Below are 26,267 nucleotides of genomic sequence, written 5' to 3' on the forward strand. Positions count from 1 at the left end.
CGTATCGGGTTTGGGCTGCTTGGACACGTGGCGAGCGTAGTGCGCTCTCATGTTGACGGGAAGTCGTGAAGTCCGGTTGTCATGACAAAGTCTTGACAGCGGTGGCGGCCGGGCTCCATTTTGGGCGCATGCGCATCGGATTGATCGGTACGGGACGCATCGGCACCTTCCACGCGGACGTGCTCAGCCGTCACCGGGAGGTCGGCTCGCTGGTCGTCGCGGACGCGGACGCCGCCCGGGCGGCGGCGGTGGCGGAGCAGGTCGGGGCGACCGCGGCGCCCGGCGTCCACGAGGTCTTCAGCTGGGGCGTGGACGCGGTGGTGATCGCGTCGGCGACCGCCTCCCACGCCGAGCTGATCGGCCGCGCGGCCCGCGCGGGCCTGCCGACCTTCTGCGAGAAGCCGATCGCACTGGACCTGCCGGGGACGCTGGAGGCGCTGCGGGCGGTCGAGGAGGCGGGCACCGAGTTGCAGCTCGGCTTCATGCGCCGCTTCGACGCGGGGTACGGCGCCGCGCGGGAGGCGGTGCGCTCGGGTCGGCTCGGCCGGCTGCACACCGTACGGGCGATCACCTCCGACCCGGCGCCGCCGCCCGCCGCGTACCTTCCGCTGTCGGGCGGGCTGTACCGGGACTGCCTGGTCCACGACTTCGACGTGCTGCGCTGGGTCACCGGCCGCGAGGTGGTGGAGGTGTACGCGGTCGGGTCGGACGCCGGTCCCGCGATGTTCCGCGAGGCGGGCGACGTGGACACGGCAGCGGTGCTGCTCACCCTGGACGACGGGACGCTGGCGACGGCGACCGCCACCCGGTGCAACGGCGCCGGGTACGACGTTCGGATGGAGCTGTCCGGGGAACTGGACCAGGTCGCGGTGGGGCTCGACGAGCGCACCCCGCTGACCTCCACCGAGCCCAAGGGCCCGCCGCGCGCCCCGCGCCCCTGGCCCGGCTTCCTGGAACGGTTCGCCCCGGCGTACGAAGCGGAGCTCGACGCCTTCGTGCAGTTGGCGCGGGGCGAGCGGGCGAACCCGTGCGACGGCCGGGAGGCGCTGGCCGCGCTGCGGATCGCCGAGGCGTGCGAGCTCTCCCGCCGGGAGCGCCGTGCGGTGCGCCTCACCGAGATCGCCACGGACGACTAGGGCGCGCCCGTACGGCCCCGCGCGGCCCTACGCCTCTGGAGGCACCCATCGTCGCCCTGCGGGCGCGTTGCCCTCCACCGGCCGGTGGAGAGCTGCTCGCGCAGTTCCCCGCGCCCCTGATTCGCTGCCCCCGGCGGTCACCTGCGGGTCACCCATGGCAGGTCGCTCCCCCCTACGCCCGGGGGCGTAGGGGGCGGAACCGCGCGACAAGCTACGGACGGGCCGCGGACGCAATGGCGCAGCCCGCCGCACGGCGAGACCGCGCCGCCGAAATTCAGAAGCGCACCGGCAGGCTGCGTACGCCCCGGATCAGCAGGCCCGGTAGCCAGTCGAGCGGGCCCGCCGAGGGGTCGGCGGCCAGTTCGGGACAGCGGGTGAGCAGGGTCTTCAGGGCGATGCGGGCCTCCAGCCGGGCCAGCGGGGCGCCGATGCAGAAGTGGATGCCGTGTCCGAAGGCGATGTGGCCGCGGGCGTCACGGCGGATGTCGAAGCGGTCCGGGTCGGGGAAGCGGGCCGGGTCCCGGTCGGCCGGCCCGAGGCCCACCAGGACCATCTCGCCGGCGGGGATCGCCGTGCCGGCGATCTCGACCGGCTCGGCCGTGAAGCGGTACGTCGCGGTCTCCACCGGGCCGTCGTAGCGCAGCATCTCTTCCACTGCACCGTCGAGGAGGGAGAAGTCGGCGCGCAGCGCGGCGAGTTGCTCGGGGTGGGCCAGGAGGGCGCGCACTCCGTTGACGATGAGGTTGACCGTCGTTTCGTGCCCGGCGATCAGCAGCAGGTAGGCGAAGGCGCGCAGTTCGGGTCCGGTGAGGTGGTCGTCGCCCTCGTCCCGGGTGCGGATCAGCACGGAGAGCAGGTCGTCGCTGCCGCCGTTGGACCTCTTGTCAGCGATGAGGTCGTCGAGGTAGTCGCCGATGCGGCGGAGGCCGTCGGGGCGTTTGCTGAGGTCGGTGGGCGCGACGAGTTCGTTGGTCAGTTCGCGGAAGGCGTCGCGGTCGGTCATCGGCACGCCGAGCAGTTCGCATATCACCGTGATGGGCAGCGGGAAGGCGAAGTCCGTCACGAGGTCGGCGCGGCCGGCCGGGACGACGGCGTCGAGGAGTCCGTCGGTGATCTCCTGGATGCGGGGCTCCAGTTGTTGCATGCGCCGCGCGGTGAACTCCCGGGACACCAGCTTCCGCAGCCGGGCGTGGTGGGGCGGGTCCCGGTGCAGGAGGTGCGGCCCGACGATGTCGATGTCCGGCGAGGAGAACCCCACCGCCTGGGGGTTCTTGATGAGTCGGGGGTCGACGAGGGCGGCGCGGGCCTCTTCGTGGCCGACGACGAGCCAGAAGTGACCGTTGGGGTCGCCGACGGCGCGTAAGCAGTCGCGCACGCGGTGCACGGGCCCTTGCTCGCGCAGCCGTGCGTAGTGGGGGTAGGGGTCTTCGCGGAAGCCCGGCAGCTCCGACAGGTCGAGGGTGGAGTTCATCGGGTCAGGCTACGTCGCGGGGGTGACGGCCGGAAGCGGGGCCGGGCGGTGCCCGACCCCTGGTGGCCGGGTTTATGAGCCTCCGTCAGTCGCATATGACTCCTCGTCAGTTACGCCCCGTGGGCCGTCAGCTCGGCGGGTCCTCGTCCAGGAGGCCGGCGTCGTGGACGAGGAGGGCGATCTGGACGCGGTTGTTGAAGCCGAGCTTGGCCAGGATGCGGGAGACGTGGGTCTTCACGGTGGGGACGCTCATGTAGAGGGCGGCGGCGATCTCCGCGTTCGAGTGGCCGCGGCCGACCGCCACCGCGACCTCCCGCTCCCGCTCCGCGAGGCCAGCGACCTTGCCGGCCGCCGCCGCGCGGCGCGGGAAGCGCGACCCGGTCGCGGCGCCCGCCCCGTCGGCGACGTGGCTCATCAACTGCCGGGTCACCGCGGGCGACAGCACCGGGTCGCCGGCGGCCACTCGGCGCACCGCGGTCACGATCTCCGCGGGCGGGGTGTCCTTCAGCACGAAGCCGGCCGCACCCGCCCGCAGCGCGCGCAGCACCTGCTCGTCGGCGTGGAAGGTGGTGAGGACGACGACCTCGGGGGCGTCCGGGCGGCGCCGCAGCTCCTCCGTGGCGGTGAGCCCGTCGACCTTCGGCATCCGGATGTCCATCAGCACCACGTCGGGTGCGAGCCGCGCCACCAGGGCGGGCACGTCGGAACCGTCGGACCCCTCCCCCACGATCTCCAAGTCTTCGGCGCCGCCGAGCATGAAGGAGAGCCCAGCACGGACGAGGGGGTCGTCGTCGACGACGAGCAGCCGGATAGTCATGCCGCCCACGGTAGCCAGGCGCGCACGTGGAATCCGCCGTCCCCCGTCGCCCCGTGCTCCAGGCTGCCGCCGGCGAGCGTGGCCCGCTCCCGCAGCCCGATCAGACCCTGTCCGGAACCGGGCACCGCGTCGACGTCGCCCGCGGGCGCCGGATTGTCGACGCTGACGACCACGCCGTCCCCCGGTCCGCCCCGGACGGCGACGGTGACCTCGGCGCCGGGGGCGTGCTTGCGGGCGTTGGTCAGGCCCTCCTGGGCGATCCGGTACACGGTGCGCCCGATCGCGGCGGGCATCCGGGCCGGCTCCTGGACGCGGTTGTCGAGGACGACGTCCATGCCGGCCTCGCGGGACTCGTCCACCAGCGCGTCCAGCGTGGCGAGCGTCGGCTGCGGGCGGTCGCCGTACTCCCCCTCGCCCGGGGCGCGCAGCACGCCGATGATCTCCCGCAGGTCCTGGAGCGCCTCGTGCGCGCTGTCCCGGATCACACCGGCCGCCCGGGCGACCTCCGCGGGCGGTGCGTCGGGGCGGAATTCCAGGGCGCCCGCGTGCACGCTCAGCAGGGTCAACCGATGGGCGAGCACGTCGTGCATTTCGCGGGCGATGGCCTCCCGGGCCAGCCGCTGCGCCTGCTCGGCGCGCAACTCGGCCTCGGTCTCGGCCCGCCGGGCGCGCTCGCGCAGGGCGACGTACAACTGCCGTTGGGAGCGTACGAGCAGGCCCCAGCCGAGCGCCAGCAGGACGACGAGGGTGCCGGCGACGATCGAGGTGGCGGTCGGGGTCTCCGGGTCGGGGCGGACGAACGGCTGGACGGCGCCGAGCGCGATCCCCAGCGCTCCGACGAGCGCGACGGGCTTGAAGGGGCGGTGCACGGCGAGGCTGAACAGGGAGACCAGCAGGGCGCCCGCGACGGCCGGCGAGGCCACCGAGACGACGCACAGCGCGGTCGCGAGCTGCACGGGCCAGCGCCGCCGCGCCCAGATCGCGAAGCAGCTCAGGAAGCCGACGACCTCGTCGAAGCGGACGGCGCCGGCGCCGCTGCCGTTGATGCGCTCGCTGGCGTCGATGACGACCATCGCGATCAGCGCCGCGAACAGGAACGCGACCAGGTCCACGACCCAGTCGCGCACGGTGCGCCGCGGCCGGCCCTTGGCGGTCGTGCGCACGCGCCGCTCCCCCGCGAGCTGCGGATCGTGGAACTCCCGGTCCGCAGCGATGGCCGAAGGGAGCAGCCAGGGGTATTCCGTACGCGTCATGGCACAAAGTTACGCAGGTCAGAGCCGGTCCACCCGCTGTCGGCCCGGGACGGCTACCAAAGTCGCGCAAGCGAAGACTTTCGACGCTCCGCCGCAACCGGAGGACCGACGCGGGCCGGCGGCGGCCGGGATCACCATCGGTGCCATGAAGAAACTCCTCGAAACCGTCGGCGGCCTGTTGCTGCTCTTCGGCGCCGTCGGCGTCCTGCGGGAGCTGACGGGGTGGTCGATCTCCTTCCTCGGTGCCACCCGGCTGCTCACGGAGAACGTCGCCTTCCTCCACGACCACGCGGCCCTGACGAATGCCGCGATCGCGGTCGTCGGCTTCGTGACGGTGATGATCGCGGAGAGTCGAAGCCGGTAGGCCGGGAGGTACGGGCTAGTGCTGTGACCGGAAGGGTTTGCCGGGTGGCTCGCGGTGTCCGGTGCGGTGCATCGCAAGGGGGAGGATCTCCCGCGTACTGGACGTACACGGGTGATGCGACAACGCAGCGTGGGGGCACCACCGTGCCCGCAGGGCACAGGGGGAGTGCCGTGCCGGGCGCCACGAGCCGGTGAACCCTTCCGGTCACAGCACTAGCTGCCCAACTCCCGGTGCCGGGCGACGAGTCGGGCCGCGCCGTGGGCGGTGAGGCCGCCGAAGAGCCGGAGCCGGGAGATGCCGCCGTCGGGGTAGATGTCGATGCGCACGTCGCTGGCGACGACGGGGGCGGCGAGGACGAAGCGGTGGTTGGTGTCGGGCTGGAGACGGGTGCGCGGCAACACTTCGGTCCACCCCGGCCGGTCCCCGCCGAGCCCGTCGCCGTCGGCGTCGCCGTCGCGCATGGAGAGCGACGCCCAGCCGGCGCTGTTGCCCAGCAGGTACGCGGTGTCGATCTCGACGGCGCGTATCTCGGCCTGTTCGACGAGTCGGTACCTGATCCAGTCGTTGCCCCGGTCGCGCCGGCGGCGGGTCTCCCAGCCGTCGTCCATCTTCTGCGAGCGCCCGGGCCGGATGGTGTTGGTGGCCGGCGAGTAGAAGCGGTCGGACGCGTCCTCGACCCGGCCGCCGTTCTCCAGCGCGGCGAGGTCGAAGGTGTTGAGGGCGGCGAGCCAGGCGGGGTCGGGTGCGACCTCTCCGTACACCCGCAGCCGGGCGATGCCGCCGTCGGGGTGCTGGTTGACCCGTAGGTGGGTGAAGCGCTGCTCGGCCGTGACGGCGAAGCCGTTGGCCGCGTGGCCGCCGACGGGGGTGCGGGGGACGAGCACGGTCCACTGGACGTCGTCGGCGAGCAACTGTGCGGGCGAGGGCGAGCCCGCGACGGAGGCCGCCTCGATCGACACCGACTGGGGGTGGTTGCCGCGGAAGTGGGCGGTGTCGACGACGACGCCGCGGATCACTCCGGGCGCGCCGAGGCGCACCAGGGCCCAGTCGTGGTCGGAGTCCGCGGGGTGGGGCTGCCCGTCGCCGGTGCCGCGCCGACGCCGGGTCTCCCAACCGTCCATGACCTTGCCCTTGTGCCCGAAGTGCGCGGGGTCGAACTCCGCGGGGCCCGGCTTGAGCAGGTTCTCGCGGTGGGCGAAGAACTCGTCGTTGGCCGCGACGACCCCGGCGCCCAGGCGCCGGTCGGCGAGGTCGGCGAGGTGGGCGAAGGGGAAGTCGGCGGTGCGGTAGTCGGCGTAGGGGTCGCCGCCCCGGTAGGGACGGGCGGCGCCGGCGAAGGCGGGGTGCGAGGACGCGGCGCGCGATTCGGTCATGTGGTCAGTCGGTCCTTTCGAGTAGTCGGCCGGTCGGCCCGGCCACCGTCCCGTCGGCCGCGATGCGTTCACCCCGCAGCCAACTGGAGCGGACGACGCCGTGCAGGGTGCGGCCCGCGTACGCCGTGACGGGGTTGCGGTGGTGCAGTCGGGCCGGGTCGACGGTGAAGGTCTCCTCGGGCGCGAGCACGGCGAAGTCCGCGTCCCGGCCCGGCTCGACGGCGCCCTTGCGGGTCAGCCCGGCGAGGCGGGCGGGGCCCGTGGACATCCACCGCACGACGTCGTCCAGGGCGTGTCCGCGCTTGCGTGCCTCGGTCCACACGGCGGGCAGGCCGAGTTGGAGCGAGGAGATGCCGCCCCAGGCGGAGGCGAAGTCGGCGGTCTTCAACTCGCCCGTGCAGGGCGAGTGGTCGGAGACGATGCAGTCGACGGTGCCGTCCGCGAGCCCGGCCCACAGGGCGTCCTGGTTCTCGGCCTCGCGGATCGGCGGGCAGCACTTGAACTCGGTCGCGCCGTCGGGGACCTCCTCGGCGGTGAGGGTGAGGAAGTGCGGGCAGGTCTCCGCGGTGATCCGTACGCCGTCGGCCTTGGCCCGGGCGATCAGCGGCAGGGCGTCGGCGGACGACAGGTGCAGTACGTGGACTCGCGCGTCCAGTCGGCGGGCGTGGGCGATCAGCCGGGCGACGGCGGTGTACTCGGCTGCCCGCGGCCGGGAGGCGAGGAAGTCGGCGTAGCGGGGTCCGGGCTGCTGCTCCGTCAGCTCGTCCGGGTCCTCGGCGTGCACGATCAGCAGTCCGTCGAAGGCGGCCGTGCGGGCCATCGCACGGGCGAGCGCGGCGTCGTCGAGTGCGGGGAACTCTTCGACGCCCGAGGGCGAGAGGAAGCATTTGAAGCCGAAGACGCCGGCGTCGTGCAGCGGTCGCAGTTGGGCGGTGTTGTCGGGGACGGCACCGCCCCAGAAGCCGGTGTCGACGTGGACCGCGGCCCGTGCGACGTCCTGCTTGGTGCGCAGGTGCGGCACGGTCGTGGTGGGCGGCAGCGAGTTCAGCGGCATGTCGAGCAGGGTGGTGACGCCGCCGGCCGCGGCGGCGCGGGTGGCGGTGCGAAAGCCCTCCCAATGGCTGCGCCCCGGGTCATTGACGTGGACGTGGGTGTCGACGAGGCCGGGCAGCAGCGCGTCGTCACCGAAGTCCGTCAGGAGGGCGCCTTCCGGTACGGGTGCACCGTGGGGAAGCACCGCGTCGATCCGGCCGTCCGTGACGGTGACGAGCGCGGGCCGGCTGCCGCCCGGGAGGGCCACCCGCGTGGAGCGGAGCGCCAGGCGCCGCGCTCGGTGCGGGCCGTTCGGGTCCACGTCGCCCATCGCCACCCCGTCCGAGGATTCAACGAACTGTTGAAGAACCGTCGAACGAATCTTCGCCACCTCGACCGAGACGCGTCAAGAGGTCAGCACTTCCGCTCGCTGGAATTCCACTTCCGACCAACAGAAGGCGGCCGGGGACGACGGGGGCGCCCGGCGCACCTCCAAGGGCCCGTTGACCGCCCCCTGGACCACCCCCTGACCGGCGAGGATCCAAGGCCAGCGGCGATGTGCGGACAGCGGCAGCCCGGTAGGCTGCACACTCGCCCGTCCGCCCGAAAGGACCGCCGCCCGTGCCGACGCCCAGCGCCAGTTCCACCGACGCCGCCAAGCCAGCGCACAGCGGTGGCGTGCAGTCCCTGGAGCGCGCCTTCGACCTGCTCGAAAGAATGGCCGACGCCGGGGGCGAGGTCGGACTGAGCGAGCTGTCCGGCAGCAGCGGGCTCCCCCTGCCCACCATCCATCGGCTGATGCGCACCCTGGTGGCCTGCGGCTACGTGCGCCAGCAGCCCAACCGCCGCTATGCACTGGGCCCCCGGCTGATCCGCCTCGGCGAGTCGTCCGCCCGGCTGCTGGGCACCTGGGCCCGCCCGCACCTGGCGCGACTGGTCGAAGAGACCGGCGAGACGGCGAACATGGCGCTGTTGGACGGCGACGAGATCGTGTACGTGGCGCAGGTGCCGTCCAAGCACTCGATGCGGATGTTCACCGAGGTGGGGCGGCGGGTGCTGCCCCACTCCACGGGCGTGGGCAAGGCGCTCCTCGCGGGCTTCCCGCCGGAGGAGGTCCGGGCGCTGCTGGCACGGACGGGGATGCCGGCCGCCACCGAGAAGACGATCACCACGCCCGAGGGGTTCCTGAGCGCCCTGGAGGTCGTGCGGAGCGCGGGCTACGCCGTCGACGACAACGAACAGGAGATCGGGGTCCGCTGCCTCGCGGTGTCCGTGCCGAAATCCCCCACGGCGGCGGCGATCTCGATCTCCGGGCCGGCCGGGCGGGTGACGGAGGAGGCGACCGAGCGGATCGTGCCGATCCTCCAGGAGGTGGCGCGGGACCTGTCGGCGGCGCTGGCGGACACCGGTTCGGGCGGGGCGTGACCGGCCGGCTGCCGCGCCCCGGGGAGTCGGCGGCGCGGCAGTTCCGGGTCCGGACAATCCGGGGCCTGGGCAATCCTGGGCCTGGGTAGTCCGGGGCCGGGGGTCAGGCGCTGTTGGCCGCTTCCTCGATGAGGTCCACGACCGCCTTCGGCTGGGACGCCAGGGACGCGTGGCTGGCGTCGAGTTCGATGGTCTTGCGGGGGTTCATCCGCGCGGCCATCCGGCGTTCGTTGTCCGGGTCGATCATGCGGTCAGCGGTGGACACCTGGTACCAGACCGGCTTGTTGCGCCATGCGGGCGCGGTGACGTTGTCGCCGAAGGTCGAGGCGAGCGGGGCCTTCTGGGTGACCGCCATGACGAGCGCGTCGTCCTCCGACAGGTCCTGCCCGAAGCTCCAGTGGAACTTGTCCTGTTTGATCCACAGGTAGCCGTCGGAGTCGGGGGCGATGTTCTCGAACGCGGCGGGCGGGTGCTCCTGGCTGATCTGCCCCGGGCTCTCACCGGCGTCCGGCGCGAACGCGGCGATGTAGACCAGCCCGGTGACGTTCGGCAGGTCGCCCGCCTCGGTGATGACCGCACCGCCGTACGAGTGGCCCACCAGCACCACCGGGCCGTCGACCTGCTTGACCATCTTCCGGGTGCGCTCGGCGTCCTCGGCGAGCGAGGTCAGCGGGTTCTCCACGGCGTGCAGCCGGTCGTAACCGCGCCCCTTCAGTTCGAGGATCGCCTTGCCCCAGTGCGCGGCGCCGCCCCAGAAGCCGTGTACGAGCACGATTGTCGGCTTGTCGGTCATGTCCCACACCTTCGGTTCGCCTGCGTGTCAGTGGCACCCCCTGCCACTGCACGCTAGAACCGGGCACACCGAACCGCCACCGCAGGCGCACCCCGGCGCAGCCCACCCCGCCCGGCTCGGGGCACGGCGTCGCACCGCGTCGTACGCCGTGACGTCCGCGCAGGTCACCGCGCGGACGTCACGGCACGCGCGCTACCGCTGGCGCGGTAGCTCGCCGAACATGTCGACCGCGTTGCGCACCTGGAGGAGCGCGGGCGCGAGGGCGCTCAGCGAGCCGATCGCGCCGGCGATCAACAGCAGGGCGCGCCGCATCCGGGGAATCTCCGGATCACCGCACTCCGCCATCGCAGCCAGCACTGCCAGTTCGTCCTCGGCCACCTCCCGGTCGGAGAACTGCTTGGGGTGCGCCGCCAACTCCCGGCGCAGTCGTGACACGGCCGCCTGGAGACCCAACACCCTCGGGTCCTCGCCGCTGTCCGTCACCTGCGTCTGCCCCACGCTTCGCAACAGACTCATCCCCCTCACCCGCCCTCCGGGTGTCTCGACGACTCTCAGTCGATACTCAACCACCCAGAGTTGCGGGCAAGTTAACGCCATCCAGGGGCGGGCGCGCCACTCCGCGGACCGAAATCGGACCGAATTCAGGACGTCGGCTGGGCGACTTCCACGGCGTTGAGCCACACCCGGACGTCGACCGTGACGTACTTGCTCGGGTCCGACTCGGGGGATTTCCCCTGGTAGGTGACTATGCCGACGTGTCCGGTGTCCGTCAGGACGCAGAACTTGGAGCCCTTGGGAAGCACTTCCAGGTCAAGGTCCTGGGCATAGCGGGTTTCACTCCGACAGGTGGCCAGTTCGGCCTTCTGCCCGGGGCGCAGCAGGACCAGCTTCCCGTTGTTGACCTTCAGATCGCCCAGGTCCCAGTCGTAGGAGAGGTCGGAGGTGGAGTCGTCGTTGACGGGCCTGAGCGGTTCGTCGCCGAAGGTGAGGTGGTACTCGGTGACGAGGTTGATGGCGTTGTGGTCCGTGGGTTCGGGGTCGGCGACCGGCTCTTCGGAGGTCGCCGGCGGGGACTGGTCGTCGATCGCCTCGCCGGGGCCGCCGGAGGCGGACGGGGGTTCGGCAGCGGGCGTGGAGTCCGAGGAGTCGACGGCGTCGGCCGGGTCGGCGTCCTGCGCGTTGGCCTTGTCGCCGCCCTTGTCGTCGCGGTCGGCGAGCGCGAGGTACGCGCCGCCGCCGGCGAGCGCGCCCACGACGAGCGTCGCCGCGACGGCGAGGGCGACGGTCTTGCCGCGCTTCTTCTTCGGCGGTACGGGGGCGTTGGCCCCCGTACCCGTGCCCGTGTTGTACGGCTGGCCGGGTGCCCCGGCGTAGGGGGTGCCGGAGACCGTGGGGGCGTCCGTCTGCGGGTGGCCGGCCGTCTGGGGCTGCGGATAGCCGTAAGCGGACGCCGGCGCAGGCCCGAAGCCGGGCGGCGGTGCGGTCGACGTCGAAGCGGCGGTGGGCTCGTGCGCCGCCGGCTGCGGTACGTCGGCGGGCGGCGGGGGCGCGGCCGGCTGCGGCGGAGGGGCCGTCGGCGCCTGCGCCGGTGGTGTGGGCGGGGTGACGGGCGGCGTGGCGGGCGGTGCGGGCACCTGGGCCGGCGCAGGGCTCGCGGCCGCGGCCTGCGGCGGGCTCACCGGGGGTGCGGGGGCGGCCTTTCGGGTGCCGATCTCGGCGGCGACCACGCTCGGCAGCCACTCCTCCGGCCTGCGCAGGACCGTTTCCCCACTGGCGCTCTGACAGAGCGTGAGCAGTTCGGCGACCGAGGGCCGCGCCTCCGGCTCCTTCGCCAGGCAGCGGGTCACCAGGTCGAGCAGTTGCTCCGGCACGCCGGTGAGGTCGGGCCGTTCGTGCACGATCCGGTACAGCACCCCGTGCGAGGTGCCCTCGCCGAAGGCGGCGCGGCCGGTCGACGCGTACGCCGCGACCTGGCCGAGCGCGAAGATGTCGGTGGCCGGGGTGACGGTGCTGCCCGCGGCCTGCTCCGGGGCCATGAAGGACGGCGTCCCGATGGTGACGCCGCTGCTGGTGAGCGAGGTCGCGTCGGCGGCCCGGGCGATGCCGAAGTCGATGACGCGCGGCCCGTCGGCGGCGAGCAGCACGTTCGCCGGCTTGAGGTCGCGGTGCACGATGCCCGCGCCGTGGATGACCTGGAGCGCCTCCGCGACGCCGGCGACCAGCAGCAGCACCGTCTCCACGGGGAGCTTGCCGTGCTGGACGACGGCGTCGGCGAGGGACGGCCCGGGGACGTACGCCGTGGCCAGCCAGGGCTGTTCGGCGTCCGGGTCGGCATCGATGACGGGTGCGGTGAACAGCCCCTGGACGCGCTGCGCCGCGTGCACCTCCTGGGCGAAGCGGCGGCGGAACTCCGCGTCCTGGGCGAAGTCGGGCCGGATCACCTTGATGGCGACGGGCCGCCCGCCGGGCGTGTAGGAGAGATAGACCTTGCCCATGCCGCCGGCGCCGAGGCGGGCGGCGATGCGGTATCCGGCGACGTGCTGCGGGTCCCCGTCGCCGAGCGGCTGGAAGACCGCCTTCGGCTGCCCCTGGCGCCCCGGGGACCCCTGTGACCCGTGCTGCCCTTGTGATGCTCGTCCACTCATGTTCCTGGGTCCCCCATGGCCAACTCCACACGGCGGCCCGCGACTCGGGCCCGCGCACCGGAGGGTGCACCTTATCCGAGGTCCCCCGGACGGCTCCATGCAGATGGCGGGGGCGAACGGAGCGCGGGCGGCGCGAGTGGGGTAGGCAGTGCTCCATGACGTACGGAGCTGACGAACCGACCCGCCCCGAGCACGCCGGCGCCGTCGCGGGGCTGCTGCTCGCGGCCGGTGGCGGAAGCCGGTTGGGCGGGCGCCCCAAGGCGCTGCTGCGCCACCGGGGCCGACCGCTGGTGGAACACGCGGTACGCGCCCTTCGGGCGGGCGGCTGCGACCCCGTGCACGTGGTGCTGGGCGCGGCGGCCGACCGGGTGCGCGCTGAGGCGGATCTGACGGGGTGCACGGTCGTCGACAACCCGGACTGGACGGACGGCATGGGCTCGTCCCTCCGCGCGGGGCTCGCGTCCCTGTCCGGCACTCCGGCCAGCGCGGCGCTGATCGTACTGGTGGACCAACCGGGCGTCGACGCGCAGGCGGTGGCCCGGGTGCGCACGGCAGCGGGCGCCCCGCGGCACGCGCTGGCCGCGGCGGCGTACGGGGGCGAGCGCGGCCACCCGGTGCTCCTGGGCGCCGCCCGCTGGCCGGACGTGGTGCGTGGGGCGCGGGGGGACCAGGGGGCGAGGGGCTATCTGCATGCGCATCGGGCGGAGTTGGTGCTGGTGGAGTGCGGGGACGTGGCCGATGCGTACGACGTCGACACCGCGGGGGACCTGTGGCGCTTGGAGGGGTGAGGGGTGCGCGCAGGCCGCACGAGGGCGCTCCCGCACCCCTCGCCTCCGTGCCGCACCTCAGATCAGCAGCAGGGACTTGCCCACCGTGGTGCGTTCGGCCAGGGCCTCGTGGGCGCGGGACGCCTCCGCGAGGGGGTACGTCGCGCCGATGGTCGGGGTGAGGGTGCCGTCGGCCACTCGGCGCAGGGCCTCCCCCAACAGTGCCCGCACCTGTTCCGCGCCCGGGGAGCCCGCTTCCAGGGCGTTGGTGACGGTGACGTTCCGCTGTCCGGCCCGGTCGGGGTCGATGTCGGCGAGGCCGCCGCTGGCGGTGCCGTAGGTGATGAAACGGCCGCCCTTGCGCACCGCGTCGAAGGCGTCCCGGCCGAGTTGGCCGCCGGCTCCGTCGTAGGCCAGGTCGACCCCCGTGCCGCCGGTCGCCTCGATGACCCGCTGCTGCCAGCCGGGCTTGGAGTAGTCGACCGTGACGTCCGCGCCCAACTCCTTTGCCAGCGCGAGCTTGCGCTCGCCGCGTGCCGCCGCGACGACCCGGGCACCGGCTTCCTTGGCCAACTGCACCACCAGCGAGCCGGCGCCGCCGGCCGCCGCCGCGACCAGGATCCACTCGCCCCGCTGGACCTCCCCCGTCGCCAGCAGCATCTGCGCGGTCACGCCGTCGTGGAGCAGGGCGGCCGCATCCGCGGACGCGACGCCTTCGGGGACCTCCACCGACTCCGCCGCCTCGGCCACCATCTGCTCGGCGTAGCCGCCGGCGCCCCGGGCCAGGACGTGCCGTCCGACCCAGCCGGGGTCCACGCCGTCCCCGACCGAGAGCACCCGTCCGGCGCCGCCGCCCCCCGGCACGTACGGCGGCTCCAGCGGGAAGTAGTCACCGCCCCAGCCGGCCCGCAGCAGGGTGTCCAGGTAGATCACGTCGGCCGCGGCCATCCCCACCACGACCTGTCCCGGACCCGCCACCGGGTCCGCGACCTCCGCCACCGTCAGCACCTCGGGTCCACCGAACTCCCCCACCCGGATCGCACGCATCGGGACCACCGCTCCTCACGTCTCGGTCGACATCTCCTCCGCAACGTAGAACCTCAAGAAGGGTTGAGGACAAGCCCGCTCGGTCCGGTGCCGCCGTCGTGGTCGCTGGCCGGCCGGGTTCGTCCGGTCGGGCGATCGACGCACCCGTTCCGCCCGCGGGCTGGAAGACTGCACCGGTCATCAGCAGCAGCACGGGTGCGAAATGGGGATCAGGATGAGCGCGTACGGCCGCAGGATGCAGCGGACGGTCACGGCTACGGTGCTTGCGGCGGCCCTCGCCGTGGGCACGGCGGCCTGCGGAGACGAATCCGGCGGCTCCGGCAGCAGTTCCGCCAGCGGCTCCAAGGAGAAGAAGGTCGACATCGGGGTGTCGGCCGCGCTCGGCGGCATTCCCGTGGACCAGGTCGGTGAGGTGCTCACCTACTGGAACGTCCCCGAGGCGCGCCGCCTCGTTGCGGAGGACCGCGAGCGGTACGCGTCGCTGTCCACGTACGGCATAGCCGAGGCGGGACAGGCGAGTTACCAGGGCGAACCGGTGCGCAAGACGTTCGGCTTCGACGAGACGACGGTGGACACGTCCGTGCAGGTCGGAGCGGACAGCACCCGGCTCACGGGGCGTTTCGACGTCGACGCCGTCACCGCGGCGATGACGCAGGGCGGCTGGACCGAGTCGAAGGCGGACGGTGCGCCGCTGTTCACCGACGAGGAAGCGCGGGTCACCGTGTCCGCCACCGTCCGCGCCAACTCGCTCGACGAAGCGGTGCCGCTCCCGCCGCTGTCCGCGCCCGAGAAGTCGGTGGTGACCGATCCGGCGTACCGGGCGGTGCTCGACTGCCTCGGCGACGACGTCTTCCTCGCCACGTTCTACGGCAAGAACCGCAAGATCCAACTGCCGGGGCTCACGCTCTTCGCCATCGGCGCCAGCGCGACGGACGACGGCGGGTCCAAGGAGCGCCTGTGCGCCGTGACGCAGTCCGCCGCAGCGGCAGACACCGTGGCGAAGGCCCTGCGCCCCAAGACGGCGGCGGGGGAGAAGTTCGACGGAGCGCGCGTCGAGGTCGGCGAGGGCGCCGCGCCCGTGGTCCGGATGGAGTGGCCGAACTCCGCCGAGACCGGCCTGCGGCCCGGCGACCAGAACAGGACGGCCCAGTTGCCGCAGCTCTTGTGGCAACTGGGCTGAGCCGGCGGTGGTACGGGCCGGGCCGCGCGGACCAGCGCCGCGGCCCGCGCCGGAGCCACCGAAGGCACCGAAGGCACCGAAGGCACCGGGAGCATCGAGCCTTGTACTTCCACGATGAGAAAACTAGTATCCGTTTTCATCGCTCGATGCATCTCACACGCGCCTTTCGCCGAAGGAAGTGACCGCCCGTGTCCGCACCAGCGCCGTCCCCGCTCGCCGTCGTCGACGCCGCCCCGCTGGACCGCCAGGAGGAGGTGCTGAGCGAGGCCGCCCTCGCGTTCGTCGCGGCGCTCCACCGGCGGTTCACGCCGCGCCGGGACGAGTTGCTGGCCCGGCGCGCCGAGCGTCGGGCCGAGATCGCCAGGACCGGCACGCTCGACTTCCTCCCGCAGACGGCCTCGATCCGCGCGGACGACTCCTGGCGGGTCGCCCCCGCGCCCGCGGCGCTGGAGGACCGCCGCGTCGAGATCACCGGCCCCACGGACCGGAAGATGACCGTGAACGCGCTGAATTCGGGCGCGCGCGTCTGGCTCGCCGACTTCGAGGACGCCTCCTCCCCCACCTGGGAGAACGTCGTGGTCGGGCAGCTCAACATGAGGGACGCGTTCGCCCGCCGCATCGACTTCACGGACGACCGCTCCGGCAAGTCGTACGCGCTGAAACCGGACGAGGAGTTGGCGACGGTCGTGATGCGACCGCGCGGCTGGCACCTGGACGAACGCCATCTGCGCGCCGCCGACGGCAGCGCGGTGCCCGGCGCCCTCGTCGACTTCGGCCTCTACTTCTTCCACAACGCCGAGCGGCTGATCGCCCTCGGCAAGGGCCCGTACTTCTACCTCCCGAAGACGGAGTCCCACCTGGAGGCCCGGCTGTGGAACGAGGTGTTCGTCTTCGCCCAGGAGTACGTCGGCATCCCGCAGGGCACCGTCCGGGCCACCGTCCTCATCGAGACGATCACCGCCGCGTACGAGATGGACGAGATCCTCTACGAGCTGCGCGACCACGCGTCCGGGCTGAACGCCGGCCGCTGGGACTACCTCTTCTCCATCGTGAAGAACTTCCGTGACGGCGGCGCGAAGTTCGTACTGCCCGACCGCAACGCGGTGACGATGACGGCGCCCTTCATGCGCGCGTACACCGAACTCCTCGTTCGCACCTGCCACCGCCGCGGTGCCCACGCCATCGGCGGCATGGCGGCCTTCATCCCCTCCCGACGCGACCCCGAGGTCAACGCGGTCGCCTTCGAGAAGGTGCAGGCGGACAAGGACCGCGAGGCGGCGGACGGCTTCGACGGCTCGTGGGTCGCCCACCCCGACCTGGTGCCGATCGCCACGGCCTCCTTCGACGCCGTGCTCGGCGCCCGGCCGCACCAGAAGGACCGGCTGCGCGAGGACGTCTCGGTCGCGGCGGGCGACCTCATCGCCGTCGACTCGCTGGCCGCCCGGCCGACGTACGAGGGGCTGCGCAACGCCGTCCAGGTCGGCATCCGCTACATCGAGGCGTGGCTGCGCGGCCTGGGCGCCGTCGCGATCTTCAATCTGATGGAGGACGCGGCCACGGCCGAGATCTCCCGCTCGCAGATCTGGCAGTGGATCAACGCGGGCGTGGTCTTCGAGAACGGCGAGCGCGCCACCCGCGAACTGGCCCGCAAGGTGGCGGCCGACGAACTCGCATCGATTCGCGCCGAGTTGGGCGACGAAGCGTTCACCGCCGGCCACTGGCAGCAGGCGCACGACCTGCTGTTGCAGGTGGCACTGGACGAGAGCTACGCGGACTTCCTGACCCTGCCCGCGTACGAGCAGCTCACCGGCTGACGGACCGGCGCACGCCGACGGCCCGGCGCCGCCGACGAGGGCGGCGGGCTGTCATCATGAGCCCATGAAGTCGAGGGCGGAAGCCTCCGCTGCGGTCGTCGGCGGCAGCATCGGCGGTTGTGCCGCGGCGCTGGCGCTGCACCGCGCGGGCTTCGGATCCGTCACCGTCCACGAGCGCACCGACGGCGACCTCGCGGACCGCGGCGTCGGCATCGGCGTCCACGGCGCCCGGTATGAGGAGTTGGCGGCGGCGGGCTTCCTGGACGCGGGGATGGCGCACGTCGCACTCGTCGAGCGCCGGTGGTACGTACGCGACGGCCCGGGCCCGGGCCCGGGCCTGGGGCGGCGGATCAGGACGGACTCCTTCCCCTTCCGGACGTACGCCTGGGGGCCGCTGTGGCGGGAGTTGCGCGCCCGCGTCCCCGGCCCCGTCGCCTTCCACCAGGGCAGCGCGGTCCTGGCCGTCGAGGACACCCCCGTCGGCGCCGAGGTCCGCACCGCGGACGGCCGCACCGCCCGCCACGACCTGGTGATCGGCGCCGACGGCTACCGCTCGACGGTGCGGGACGCGGTGTGCCCGCGGGCACGCCCCGGCTACGCCGGCTATCTGGCGTGGCGCGGCGCGTACCCCGAGGAGCGGCTGCCGGACGGGGAGCGCTGGCCGCGGGACGCGGCGGCGTACGTGGTGTTCCCCGGCGGGCACGCGGTGATCTACCGGATCCCCGACGGCGCGGGCGGCCGCCGCGTCAATTGGGTGCTGTACGCCGCGCCGCCGCCCGGTCTCGACCTCCCGCTCACCACGCCCACCAGCCTGCCGCCCGGCACCCTCAGCACCGCGCTTCGCACCCACATCGCCCGGCTGGCGCACGACCACCTGCCGTCCTTCTGGGGACGGTTGATCGAAGTGACCGAGCCGGAAGAGCTCTTCGTCCAGCCGATGTACGACGTCACGGCCGAGCCGGGCGTCACCGGCCGGCTGGCGCTGCTGGGCGACGCCGCCACGATCGCCCGTCCGCACACCGGGGCCGGCGCCGTGAAGGCGCTCCAGGACGCGGCGCTGCTGGAGGCCGCGCTGAGCGGTGCGCCCGACCCCGCGGCGGCGCTCGCCCGCTACGACTCCGCCCGGGCCGCGCTGGGGCGCACCATGGTGGACCTGGGGCGCCGACTCGGCGCCGCCCTGGTGACCTCGACCCCCGATTGGCCGAGCCTCGACGGGCCCGCCCTGGCGGCGTGGTGGCAGCGGGCGGACGCGACGGGCGCGTTCGGCGGGCGCCGACTACCCGACTGACAGGCGGCGCGAACGCAGGCAAGGACCCCGGTCGCGTCCGCAAGGTCCTGTGCGTGTGGACGTAGCCGCCGTTTCCCTGCGGGAGCATGGGTCTCCACCGGCCGGTGGCGGGTTGTTCGCGCAGTTCCCCGCGCCCCTAAAACCCTCGCCTCCAGCCCGCAGACAAAAGGCGGGGGCAGCGAGACAGGGGCGCTGGGGGTACCACCAAGCCCTTCGGGCGTAGGGGGCGGAACTGCGCGAACAACCCACCACCGGGCCGCAGAGGCCAACGCTCCCGCAGGGAAACGGCGGCTACGTCCACACGCACAGGGAAGCGCACAGGGCCTGGCGGGCGCGGCTTGCCGCGCGGTCACCCGGACGGTCCGGGGCGTCACTCTCGCGCCACGCGCGGAGTGCGGGCACGGGGCCGGGCGAAAACGCTGGGGAGCGACAGCCCTTCCCCTCCCCAAGAATCGAGCACCGACCATGGCTGCGTCCCCCTCCCCCACTCCCCCCTCATCCGAGTCCCAGCCGCCGCGCCGCTCCCGCCGCCGCGGCATATCCCGGGCGGGCGCCGTCGCGCTGGCGCTGTGCACCACGGCGCTGACCGCCGCACCGGCGCTCGCGAGCACGGCAGCCGCCGACGCCGACAAGGGCGGTGACGGGGGCGGAGGCGGCGGTAAGGGCGGCAAGCCGACGGTCGTCCTGGTGCACGGGGCGTTCGCGGACGCCTCCGGCTGGAACGCGGTCGCCGAGCGGCTGCTGAACGACGGCTACCCGGTGCTGGCCCCGGCGAACCCGCTGCGCAGCCTGACCTCGGACGCCGCGTACGTCGCCAGCGTCCTCAAGAGCGTGGACGGTCCGATCGTCCTCGCCGGCCACTCCTACGGCGGAGCGGTGATCGGCAGCGCAGCGGCGGGGAACCCGAACGTCAGGGCTCTGGTGTACGTCTCGGCGTTCATGCCGGACAAGGGGGAGACGCTGGGGGCGCTCTCGACGAAGTTCCAGGGCAGCGAGTTGCAGCCGGCGCTGAACCCGGTCCCGTACTCGGACGGCCGGGCGCAGGGCTCCGACCTGTACATCAAGACGGACAAGTTCCACGACGTCTTCGCGGCGGACCTGCCGCGCTCGCAGACGCGGCTGATGGCGGTCGAGCAACGGCCCATCGCCGCGGCCTGCTTCGAGGAGGCCGCGCCCGGGGCGGCGTGGCGGACGGTCCCGTCGTGGTTCGTGGTCTCCCAGCACGACAAGGCGATCGCTCCGAACCTGGAGCGCTTCCAGGCCGAGCGGGCGAAGTCGACGACGGTGGAGGTCGACTCCTCGCACGTGTCGATGATGTCGCACCCGGAGGTCGTCGCCGATCAGATCCGCGCGGCGGCGAAGGCCACCGCGACCGGCTCGCCGAAGAGCGCCGCACTGGCCGACACGGGCTCGGGCGCGCTGGCGCTCATCGGCGTCGGCGGGCTGGCCGGCGCGGTGGTGCTCACCGGCGGCGTGCTGCTGGCGGCGACCCGCCGGCAGCGCACCTCGCGCCGGTAGGCCGCGGCCGTCCGCTGCGGTGGTGGCCCCTCAGCGGGTCACCACCGTGCGCTGGGCGGAGAAGTCGCCCCACTTGCCGTCGGGGAGCTTCGCGCGCAGCTTGACGCTGTAGCGGGTGCCCGGCGGGTCGCTGATCGTCATGGTGTACGAGGCGCGCCCCGCGGGCGGTTCGGCGCCCCACACGATCGTGGTGGCCATCTTGCCGTTGAGGTAGAGCTCGTGGGACTTGACGGCCCCGTCCGTCTTCGGCGGGGTCCAGGTCAGCTCGATGTTCCCCTCGGCGGCGGTGGCCACCAGGTCGGTGGGGGCGGTGTTCGGTCCGGCGCCGGGTGCGGCCGGGGTCGTCAGGTCGACGGCGTTGCTGTCGGGCGAGGAGTTCTCCGCCGCGTCGCGGGCGCGGACGGTGAAGGTGTAGACCGTGCCCGGCCGCAGGTGGGGGACGCGGGTGGTGGTCTCGGTGCCGGCGACGCTGTGGATCCGGGTGTCCTCCTGGTACACGTCGTACGACGTCACCCGGGCGTCGTCGGTGGCGGCCCGCCAGGTGAGGGTGACCGCGCGCTCCCCGTCGACGGTGCCGCGCAGCCCGGCCGGCGTGGTGGGGGGCTTCTTGTCCTCGGGCTTGGCGGCGGGGGTGGTGGCGGAGACTGCGCCGCTCGGCTGCGAGAAGTTGCCGGCGGCGTCGCGGGCGCGGACGGTGAAGTCGTAGGCGGTGCCGGGTTTGAGGCCCTCGACGTCGACCATCGTCGTGCTGCCGGGCAGGGACTTGACCTTGCGGCCCTGCTGGTGGACCTCGTAGCCGGTGACGGCCGCGTCGTCGGTGGCCGGTTTCCACATGACGTGGACGGAGGTGGCGCTACCCGCCTGCGCGGTGACGCCGGCGGGGGTGGTGGGGGCTTCGGTGTCCTTCTTCTTCCCGTCGTCGCCGCAGGCGGTCAGGGTCACGGGGAGGAGGACCGCCGCGCAGACCAGCGCGACGAGGGTGGGGGGACGGTGCACGATCGAGCCTCCGCTGAGGGGGAAACGGCGACGGTGGGGGGAGTTCGCCCAATAATGGTCCAGACCAATACGCGTCCAATATGGCCGCCGGAGGGCTTCCGCGACAAGCCCTCGGCGCGAATCGCGGTCAGCCTCACACCCGTTGACGGGCACGGATTCGCCGTCCGGCGGGCTGTGTCCCGTCCGCGGCTCCGTCCAGCCGCCCGCCCCCCATCGCCCCGCGGCGATCGATGAGTTTCCGCCGCGACGGCGGTCCCCCCTCCATGGACCACGAGCAAGACCCTCAGGGAGTGAACGACATGAACGGCGCGCCCCCGCCCGACTTCCGCCCCGTCGCCGGGGCCGTCGCCCGGCTGCTCCCCGCCGTGGCGGACGACCAGTTGGGGGCACCCACCCCCTGCCCCGACTACTCGGTGCGCGAACTGCTGGGGCACCTGGTCATGCTGACCGCCGCCTTCCGGGACTGCGCCCGCAAGGACCTCGGCCCGACCACGGACACCGACCCGAACAGCGCCCGGCCCGTCCTCGACCCCGATTGGCGGGCCCTGCTGCCGCGCCGGCTCGACGAGATCGCCGACGCGTGGTCGCAGCCGGCCGCATGGGAGGGCACGACCCGGGCCGGGGGCGTCACCCTGCCGGCGCCCGTCGCCGGGATGGTGGCCCTGAACGAACTCGTCGTCCACGGCTGGGACCTCGCGCGCGCCACCGGGCAGGCGTACAACCCGCCCGAGGACGCACTGCACGTGTCGTACGCACTGCTCGCGGAGACCGGCGACGACGACCCGATGCGGGGCGTCATCTTCGGCCCGATCGTCCCGGTCCCCACCGGCGCTCCCCTGCTGGACCAGGTCGTCGGCCTCAGCGGCCGCCGCCCGAGCTGGCCCCGCTGAGCAGCCGGGCCGCCCGCTCGCGCAGTCGCTCGTCGGCGGCGACGATCCGGCTCTCCACGCCGGTGACCCATATCCGCAGGTCCCGCTCGGCCAGCGCCGCGAGCCGGGCGGTGTCCTCCGGCGTCCGCGCCCCGCACCCCAGGGCCTCCAGCGCCTCCAGCGCCGTCACCGGATCAACGCCCCGCTCGACGCAGCTCAGCACCAGTGCGGCGGCGTCCGCGGGCGCGGCACCCATCGCGTCGAGCGCGAGGACCGCGGCGGGGGCGTACTGCGGCTCGGTGAGGCAGGACGTCAGGGCCGGCGCCAACGGGCTTGCCGCCGCGCCCAGTTCGGCTGCCGCCCGGGCGCAGCGGCGTACGGATGCGACCATGAACTCCCGGTCCCGGGCCTCCGCGAGGACCCCGCCCAGGACGGTCAGCGGCTCCTGCGGCTGGCCCGTCAGCCGCCACAGGGCGAGCGCCACCGCGACGTCCACGTCCAACTCGTGCGCGACGCGGTGCGTACCGGCGGGGGTCAGGGCGGACCGGAGGTACGGCACGAGGTCGGCGCCGGCACCGCCGAGGCGGCCCGCGGTCTCGACGACGGCCAACTCGCGCGGCTGCGCGCCGACGGCCAGCGCGTCCCGGAGCGCGGCGACCAACAACGCGCTCTCACCGGTGAGCCCGTACAGCGCCTCGGCGGCCGCGTACCGGTCGTCCACCGGGCCGGCGCCGGCGGCGATGCGCAGCAACTCGGCCGTCTCCGTCCGCTGCTCGGGCGGGCAGACGGCGGCGAGCGCCCCGGCGAACTGCGCCGGCGCCCGGCGGAAGAGGACCGTCAACTCGGGCAGGGCAGCGGACGCCTGCGGGCCCCAGGCCGTCAGCAGCCCGGTGAGCCTGCGCCGCCGCAGCTCCTCGGCCCGGGCCTCGCCGGACGCTCCCAGCGTCTCCGCGGTCGCGGTCAGCTCGATCCGGATCGCGTTCAGCAACTCGGGGGCGTACGGCAGGGGGACGCCCTGGGCGATGGCGCCGACCGCCCCGGACCTGCCGCCCAGGTCCCGCGCGAGGAGCCGGGCGGCCTGCTCGGGCGCGAGCCGGGCCAGGATCTCCAGCGCCCGGTCCGCCAACTCGCCGCCGCCGTCGGCCAGCACGCCCAGCGCGGGCGCGCCCGCTGCGGCGTGGTCGCCCATCTTCTCCAGGACGGGCAGCACGGAAGCGGTGTGCGGGAAGGCGGGGTCCGTGAGCAGGGGGACCACCACCGGGGCGAGCCGCGGGGGCGCGCCGCGGGAGATCAGGCACGCGTGCTCGGCGGCCCACAGCGCCTCCGCCCGCGCCTCGGCGTCGGACAGCGCGAGCGCCGCCTCCACCAGCCCGTACGCGGCCTCCCGGTCGGCGGGCGAGTCCCGCAGCAGGAGCGCGTCGACGACGTAGTGGAGCGGCTCGCTGCGGCCCTCGTCGAAGCGGCCGGAGACCAGCGGATCGGCGGGCAGCAGCGACAGCAGGGTGTCCTGGTGCGCCGCTTCCCACGGCAGCCCCGCGTCCACGCACGCCATCACGGCCGCCAGCCGCACCTCGCCCGGCACGTCCACCGCCAGCGCACCGCGCGCCAGCGCCGTCGAGCCGGCCGGGTCCACGTGCGCCAGGGCCGCCAGCACTTCGGCCCGCACCCCCGCCTCCTTCTCCAGCGCCCACCGCTCGCGCAGCACCGCCAGCGCCGCGGCGTCCCGCGTCCGCCCCGCGGCCCACACCGCGGCCCGGCGCACCTCCTCGTCGACCGCCTCGCACAGCGGCAGCACCAGCGGCAACTGCGCCGCCACGGCGCCCCGGCACGCCCCGGGCTGCGGCACGCCGTACTCGTCGGTGCTCTCGGCTATGCCCCCGAGCAGCACGAGCAGATCGGCGGTGCGCACCCCGCCCGCGGCGAGCCGCGCGAGGAACGGCACCGCGGCCGCGGTCGCCTCGTACACCGTCCCCTGATGGACGATGCTCCCCCAGAGCTCCCCGAGCGCCTCGGACGCCTCGCCCTCGTCCCCCACGAGGCCGCGCAGCATCGCGGGCACGTCGTCCGCTTCCCCGTAGGCGTGCTCCAGATCCCCCCAGCACACGCCGTCCAGCTCCGCGAAAACCCCGTCAAGATCCATACCCGGAGCATGCCACGAGGGTCTGACACCGACCCCCGCGGACCGTCCCCGCCGAACGGTCCGAACGGCCCTCCTAAGATGGCCCGATGCCTCAGCGCGACGAGTTGAAGCCGTACTGGAACACCAACGTCGCCCGCCATCCGGGCATCCTCCGCGCGGTCCCGCCCGGCTGTGCGCAGGCGCTGGACGTCGGCTGCGGGGACGGACTGCTGGCGCGGAAGCTGACCGCGCGGTCCAGGCGGGTCACCGGGATCGACGCGGCACCGGCCATGGTCGACCGCGCCCGCGGGCTCTGGTCGGACCGCACGGACCTGACGTTCCTCGCCGGGGACGTCCTCACCGCGGACCTGCCCGTCGGCGGATACGACTTCGTCTGCTCGGTGTCCGCGGTCCACCACATGGACTTCACCGCGGCGCTGGTGCGCCTGCGCGAACTCCTCCGGCCGGGTGGCACGTTGGTGGTGGTCGGCCTGGCCCGGGAGACGAATCCGACGGAGTGGGCCGCGTTCCTCGCCGCCGCGCCCGTCGTCAGGGTCACCAAGCTGGTGCGTCGCGCCTGCGACCCGGAGGGGATGCCGGCGACCGATGCGCAGTTGGGCTACGGGCAGGTGCGGGCGGAGGCCCGCCGGCTGCTGCCCGGGGTGCGCTACCGCCGACACCTGCTCCGCCGCTACTCGCTGACCTGGACGAAGCCGGTGTGACGGCCGTTGGGCACCCGGGTGGGCACGGGCGCGGGCTTCGTCAGGCGGTCGGCGCCGGACGGGGAACGGGCGCGGTCGGCGCCTGTTCGCCCGCCGGGGGCTCCGGCGCGACGGGCCGACGCCCCCAGTGGTTGAAGGCGAGGTTGAGCACGATCGCCACGACGCAGCCGGTCGAGATGCCGGAGTCCAACACGACCAACAGGTCGTCGGGGAAGGCGCGGTAGAAGTCGGGCGCGGCGATGGGGATCGTGCCGATGCCCACCGCCGCGGCCACGATCAGCGCGTTCTCGCCCTTCTCCAGCGCCGCGGCGGCCAGGGTCTGGATGCCGCTGGCGGCGACCGTGCCGAACAGCACGACGCCCGCGCCGCCGAGCACCGGCAACGGCACGAGGGCGATCACGGACGCGGCGACGGGGAAGAGGCCGAGCAGGACGAGGATGCCGCCGGCGGCGGCGACCACGAAGCGGCTGCGGACCTTCGTCATCGCCACCAGTCCGACGTTCTGGGCGAAGGCACTGGCCATGAAGCCGTTGAAGAGGGGGCTCAGGGCGCTGCCCAGGGTGTCGGCGCGCAGCCCGCCCTCGATGGTGCGCTCGTCGGCCGGCTTGTCCACGATCTTGCCGAGGGCGAGCATGTCGGCCGTGGACTCGGTCATGCAGACCAGCATCACGATGCACATGGAGATGATCGCGGCGATCTCGAACTGGGGCGCGCCGAAGTGGAACGGCGCGGGGAAGCCGACGACGTCCGCGTCCTGGATGGCGCCGAAGTCGGTCATGCCGAGGGGGACGGCGACGAGGGTGCCGACGACCAGGCCGAGCAGGACGGCGATCTGTTGCAGGAAGCCGCGCAGCAGTTTGCGCAGCGCCAGCACGACGCCGAGCGTCAGTGCGGCCAGGCCGACGTTGCGCATCGAGCCGTAGTCGTCGGCCGCGACGTCGCCGCCCTGGGCCCAGCGGAAGGCGACGGGCAGCAGGGAGAGCCCTATCAGGGTGATCACGGTGCCGGTGACGACGGGCGGGAAGAAACGCACCAGCCTGCAGAAGTACGGGGTGAGCAGGAAGCCGACGAGGCCGGCGACGACGATCGCGCCGAAGATGACGGCGATGCCCTCGCTGCCGCGGTCCTTGCCGATGGCGATCATGGGGGTGACCCCGGCGAAGGAGACGCCGTTGACGAACGGCAGTCGGGCGCCGATCTTCCAGATGCCGAGGGTCTGGAGGAGGGTGGCGATGCCCGCGGTGAACAGGCTCGCGCCCATGAGGAAGGCGGTGTCCTGGGCGCTGAGGCCGACGGCGGGCCCCACGATCATCGGCGGGGCGACCACGCCCGCGTACATCGCGGCGACGTGCTGGAGTCCGCTGGTGAGGAGCTTGACGGGCGGGAGCGTCTGGTCGACGGGGTGCTTGCCCGAAGCACCGACGGTGCGGGTCGGCAACTCTGAAGGGTCGTCGGTGTCACTGCTGTCGCTGTGCGACGTGGGATCGGCGGCCACGGCGGTTCCTCCGGTCGGTTGCACGTCGGCGGAGACGTGGGTGTCAGGGAGGTGGTGCGGCGCTGCGGTGCGGTGCCGTAGGAGGGTCCGACTTGCGGGGCGGGTTCGTAGGGGTCCGTACGCGGCTGCCTCAGGGGGCGCAC

The 26,267-nt window shown here is 73.7% G+C and carries 22 protein-coding genes; 10 read left to right on the forward strand and 12 right to left on the reverse strand.

Annotated features, from left to right (window positions below; all coding sequences use genetic code 11):
* The first annotated feature begins 128 nt into the window (after window positions 1-128).
* Window positions 129-1,136 carry a Gfo/Idh/MocA family oxidoreductase gene (locus ACH4E8_RS29725; protein ID WP_398453989.1) on the forward strand — a complete coding sequence of 336 codons (1,008 nt, stop codon included), beginning with the start codon at window positions 129-131 and terminating at the stop codon, window positions 1,134-1,136.
* A gap of 274 nt (window positions 1,137-1,410) precedes the next feature.
* On the opposite strand, the gene ACH4E8_RS29730 is transcribed toward ACH4E8_RS29725, so the two are convergent.
* The 3 genes from ACH4E8_RS29730 to ACH4E8_RS29740 all read right to left on the reverse strand — a co-directional run bounded on the left by ACH4E8_RS29730 (window position 1,411) and on the right by ACH4E8_RS29740 (window position 4,677).
* Window positions 1,411-2,607 (reverse strand): cytochrome P450, encoded by a 1,197-nt coding sequence (locus tag ACH4E8_RS29730; protein WP_398453992.1) that lies wholly within the window; start codon window positions 2,605-2,607, stop codon window positions 1,411-1,413.
* A gap of 127 nt (window positions 2,608-2,734) precedes the next feature.
* Complete coding sequence (locus ACH4E8_RS29735) at window positions 2,735-3,424, reverse strand: response regulator (RefSeq protein ID WP_398453994.1); 690 nt, start codon at window positions 3,422-3,424, stop codon at window positions 2,735-2,737.
* On the reverse strand, window positions 3,421-4,677 hold the full coding sequence (locus tag ACH4E8_RS29740; protein ID WP_398453996.1) for a sensor histidine kinase: 1,257 nt from the start codon (window positions 4,675-4,677) through the stop codon (window positions 3,421-3,423). The genes ACH4E8_RS29735 and ACH4E8_RS29740 overlap by 4 nt, the downstream gene beginning before the upstream one ends.
* Before the next feature lie 145 nt (window positions 4,678-4,822).
* Between ACH4E8_RS29740 and ACH4E8_RS29745 the strand changes: the two genes are divergently transcribed.
* Window positions 4,823-5,041, forward strand: coding sequence for a hypothetical protein (locus ACH4E8_RS29745; protein ID WP_398453998.1), 219 nt, complete (start codon window positions 4,823-4,825; stop codon window positions 5,039-5,041).
* Between the two features lie 212 nt (window positions 5,042-5,253).
* Here ACH4E8_RS29745 and alc read toward each other — a convergent pair whose 3' ends face one another.
* Both alc and allB read right to left on the reverse strand, forming a co-directional pair.
* Window positions 5,254-6,414, reverse strand: coding sequence for an allantoicase (alc, locus tag ACH4E8_RS29750; RefSeq protein ID WP_398454000.1), 1,161 nt, complete (start codon window positions 6,412-6,414; stop codon window positions 5,254-5,256).
* A gap of 4 nt (window positions 6,415-6,418) precedes the next feature.
* Window positions 6,419-7,777 carry an allantoinase AllB gene (allB, locus tag ACH4E8_RS29755; protein WP_398454003.1) on the reverse strand — a complete coding sequence of 453 codons (1,359 nt, stop codon included), beginning with the start codon at window positions 7,775-7,777 and terminating at the stop codon, window positions 6,419-6,421.
* A 290-nt stretch (window positions 7,778-8,067) separates the two neighbouring features.
* Here allB and ACH4E8_RS29760 point away from each other — a divergent pair, with 290 nt between their 5' ends.
* The gene (locus ACH4E8_RS29760; protein WP_398454006.1) at window positions 8,068-8,871 is read left to right on the forward strand and encodes an IclR family transcriptional regulator; all 804 of its coding nucleotides are present in this window, start codon (window positions 8,068-8,070) and stop codon (window positions 8,869-8,871) included.
* A 103-nt stretch (window positions 8,872-8,974) separates the two neighbouring features.
* Here ACH4E8_RS29760 and ACH4E8_RS29765 read toward each other — a convergent pair whose 3' ends face one another.
* From ACH4E8_RS29765 to ACH4E8_RS29775, 3 genes are all read right to left on the reverse strand, one after another.
* Window positions 8,975-9,664, reverse strand: coding sequence for an alpha/beta hydrolase (locus ACH4E8_RS29765; protein WP_398454009.1), 690 nt, complete (start codon window positions 9,662-9,664; stop codon window positions 8,975-8,977).
* A 192-nt stretch (window positions 9,665-9,856) separates the two neighbouring features.
* A complete protein-coding gene (locus ACH4E8_RS29770) occupies window positions 9,857-10,174 on the reverse strand; it encodes a DUF5955 family protein (protein WP_361965124.1) in 318 nt (105 codons plus the stop codon).
* Window positions 10,175-10,305: 131 nt separating this feature from the next.
* Window positions 10,306-12,309: a protein kinase gene (locus tag ACH4E8_RS29775; RefSeq protein WP_398454012.1), complete on the reverse strand. Its 2,004-nt coding sequence runs from the start codon at window positions 12,307-12,309 to the stop codon at window positions 10,306-10,308.
* 155 nt (window positions 12,310-12,464) lie between these two features.
* On the opposite strand from ACH4E8_RS29775, the gene ACH4E8_RS29780 reads away from it, so the two are divergent.
* Window positions 12,465-13,097 (forward strand): NTP transferase domain-containing protein, encoded by a 633-nt coding sequence (locus ACH4E8_RS29780; RefSeq protein WP_398454015.1) that lies wholly within the window; start codon window positions 12,465-12,467, stop codon window positions 13,095-13,097.
* 57 nt (window positions 13,098-13,154) lie between these two features.
* On the opposite strand, the gene ACH4E8_RS29785 is transcribed toward ACH4E8_RS29780, so the two are convergent.
* Window positions 13,155-14,123 carry a zinc-binding dehydrogenase gene (locus ACH4E8_RS29785; RefSeq protein WP_398454017.1) on the reverse strand — a complete coding sequence of 323 codons (969 nt, stop codon included), beginning with the start codon at window positions 14,121-14,123 and terminating at the stop codon, window positions 13,155-13,157.
* Between the two features lie 214 nt (window positions 14,124-14,337).
* On the opposite strand from ACH4E8_RS29785, the gene ACH4E8_RS29790 reads away from it, so the two are divergent.
* From ACH4E8_RS29790 to ACH4E8_RS29805, 4 genes are all read left to right on the forward strand, one after another.
* Window positions 14,338-15,303 carry a hypothetical protein gene (locus tag ACH4E8_RS29790; protein ID WP_398454020.1) on the forward strand — a complete coding sequence of 322 codons (966 nt, stop codon included), beginning with the start codon at window positions 14,338-14,340 and terminating at the stop codon, window positions 15,301-15,303.
* Window positions 15,304-15,491: 188 nt separating this feature from the next.
* Window positions 15,492-17,117, forward strand: coding sequence for a malate synthase A (gene aceB, locus ACH4E8_RS29795; RefSeq protein WP_398454023.1), 1,626 nt, complete (start codon window positions 15,492-15,494; stop codon window positions 17,115-17,117).
* 64 nt (window positions 17,118-17,181) lie between these two features.
* Window positions 17,182-18,405, forward strand: a complete 1,224-nt coding sequence (locus ACH4E8_RS29800) for an FAD-dependent monooxygenase (protein ID WP_398454026.1) — start codon at window positions 17,182-17,184, stop codon at window positions 18,403-18,405.
* A gap of 465 nt (window positions 18,406-18,870) precedes the next feature.
* Window positions 18,871-19,923 carry an alpha/beta fold hydrolase gene (locus tag ACH4E8_RS29805; RefSeq protein ID WP_398454029.1) on the forward strand — a complete coding sequence of 351 codons (1,053 nt, stop codon included), beginning with the start codon at window positions 18,871-18,873 and terminating at the stop codon, window positions 19,921-19,923.
* Between the two features lie 30 nt (window positions 19,924-19,953).
* On the opposite strand, the gene ACH4E8_RS29810 is transcribed toward ACH4E8_RS29805, so the two are convergent.
* Complete coding sequence (locus ACH4E8_RS29810) at window positions 19,954-20,919, reverse strand: fibronectin type III domain-containing protein (RefSeq protein WP_398454032.1); 966 nt, start codon at window positions 20,917-20,919, stop codon at window positions 19,954-19,956.
* Between the two features lie 299 nt (window positions 20,920-21,218).
* Here ACH4E8_RS29810 and ACH4E8_RS29815 point away from each other — a divergent pair, with 299 nt between their 5' ends.
* On the forward strand, window positions 21,219-21,809 hold the full coding sequence (locus ACH4E8_RS29815) for a TIGR03086 family metal-binding protein (protein ID WP_398454380.1): 591 nt from the start codon (window positions 21,219-21,221) through the stop codon (window positions 21,807-21,809).
* On the opposite strand, the gene ACH4E8_RS29820 is transcribed toward ACH4E8_RS29815, so the two are convergent.
* A complete protein-coding gene (locus tag ACH4E8_RS29820) occupies window positions 21,778-23,928 on the reverse strand; it encodes a HEAT repeat domain-containing protein (RefSeq protein ID WP_398454035.1) in 2,151 nt (716 codons plus the stop codon). The two genes, ACH4E8_RS29815 and ACH4E8_RS29820, sit on opposite strands and share 32 nt — an antisense overlap.
* Before the next feature lie 86 nt (window positions 23,929-24,014).
* Between ACH4E8_RS29820 and ACH4E8_RS29825 the strand changes: the two genes are divergently transcribed.
* Window positions 24,015-24,629 carry a class I SAM-dependent methyltransferase gene (locus ACH4E8_RS29825; protein WP_398454037.1) on the forward strand — a complete coding sequence of 205 codons (615 nt, stop codon included), beginning with the start codon at window positions 24,015-24,017 and terminating at the stop codon, window positions 24,627-24,629.
* Window positions 24,630-24,669: 40 nt separating this feature from the next.
* Here the strand turns inward: ACH4E8_RS29825 and ACH4E8_RS29830 are convergent, their stop codons facing one another.
* On the reverse strand, window positions 24,670-26,067 hold the full coding sequence (locus ACH4E8_RS29830) for a nucleobase:cation symporter-2 family protein (RefSeq protein ID WP_398454382.1): 1,398 nt from the start codon (window positions 26,065-26,067) through the stop codon (window positions 24,670-24,672).
* Window positions 26,068-26,267: the final 200 nt, after the last annotated feature.

The sequence above is a fragment of the Streptomyces sp. NPDC017979 genome (assembly GCF_044328175.1).
Classification (GTDB): domain Bacteria; phylum Actinomycetota; class Actinomycetes; order Streptomycetales; family Streptomycetaceae; genus Streptomyces.

What these genes read in the sequence shown, in the direction of transcription:
- alc (WP_398454000.1), bottom strand. Translation starts at nt 6,414, where the DNA reads ATGACCGAATCGCGCGCCGCGTCCTCGCACCCCGCCTTCGCCGGCGCC.
- ACH4E8_RS29805 (WP_398454029.1), top strand. Translation starts at nt 18,871, where the DNA reads ATGGCTGCGTCCCCCTCCCCCACTCCCCCCTCATCCGAGTCCCAGCCG.
- ACH4E8_RS29780 (WP_398454015.1), top strand. Translation starts at nt 12,465, where the DNA reads ATGACGTACGGAGCTGACGAACCGACCCGCCCCGAGCACGCCGGCGCC.
- ACH4E8_RS29800 (WP_398454026.1), top strand. Translation starts at nt 17,182, where the DNA reads ATGAAGTCGAGGGCGGAAGCCTCCGCTGCGGTCGTCGGCGGCAGCATC.
- ACH4E8_RS29730 (WP_398453992.1), bottom strand. Translation starts at nt 2,607, where the DNA reads ATGAACTCCACCCTCGACCTGTCGGAGCTGCCGGGCTTCCGCGAAGAC.
- ACH4E8_RS29735 (WP_398453994.1), bottom strand. Translation starts at nt 3,424, where the DNA reads ATGACTATCCGGCTGCTCGTCGTCGACGACGACCCCCTCGTCCGTGCT.
- ACH4E8_RS29775 (WP_398454012.1), bottom strand. Translation starts at nt 12,309, where the DNA reads ATGAGTGGACGAGCATCACAAGGGCAGCACGGGTCACAGGGGTCCCCG.
- ACH4E8_RS29745 (WP_398453998.1), top strand. Translation starts at nt 4,823, where the DNA reads ATGAAGAAACTCCTCGAAACCGTCGGCGGCCTGTTGCTGCTCTTCGGC.
- ACH4E8_RS29725 (WP_398453989.1), top strand. Translation starts at nt 129, where the DNA reads ATGCGCATCGGATTGATCGGTACGGGACGCATCGGCACCTTCCACGCG.
- ACH4E8_RS29815 (WP_398454380.1), top strand. Translation starts at nt 21,219, where the DNA reads ATGAACGGCGCGCCCCCGCCCGACTTCCGCCCCGTCGCCGGGGCCGTC.
- allB (WP_398454003.1), bottom strand. Translation starts at nt 7,777, where the DNA reads ATGGGCGACGTGGACCCGAACGGCCCGCACCGAGCGCGGCGCCTGGCG.
- ACH4E8_RS29820 (WP_398454035.1), bottom strand. Translation starts at nt 23,928, where the DNA reads ATGGATCTTGACGGGGTTTTCGCGGAGCTGGACGGCGTGTGCTGGGGG.
- ACH4E8_RS29825 (WP_398454037.1), top strand. Translation starts at nt 24,015, where the DNA reads ATGCCTCAGCGCGACGAGTTGAAGCCGTACTGGAACACCAACGTCGCC.
- ACH4E8_RS29740 (WP_398453996.1), bottom strand. Translation starts at nt 4,677, where the DNA reads ATGACGCGTACGGAATACCCCTGGCTGCTCCCTTCGGCCATCGCTGCG.
- ACH4E8_RS29765 (WP_398454009.1), bottom strand. Translation starts at nt 9,664, where the DNA reads ATGACCGACAAGCCGACAATCGTGCTCGTACACGGCTTCTGGGGCGGC.
- ACH4E8_RS29790 (WP_398454020.1), top strand. Translation starts at nt 14,338, where the DNA reads ATGAGCGCGTACGGCCGCAGGATGCAGCGGACGGTCACGGCTACGGTG.
- ACH4E8_RS29785 (WP_398454017.1), bottom strand. Translation starts at nt 14,123, where the DNA reads ATGCGTGCGATCCGGGTGGGGGAGTTCGGTGGACCCGAGGTGCTGACG.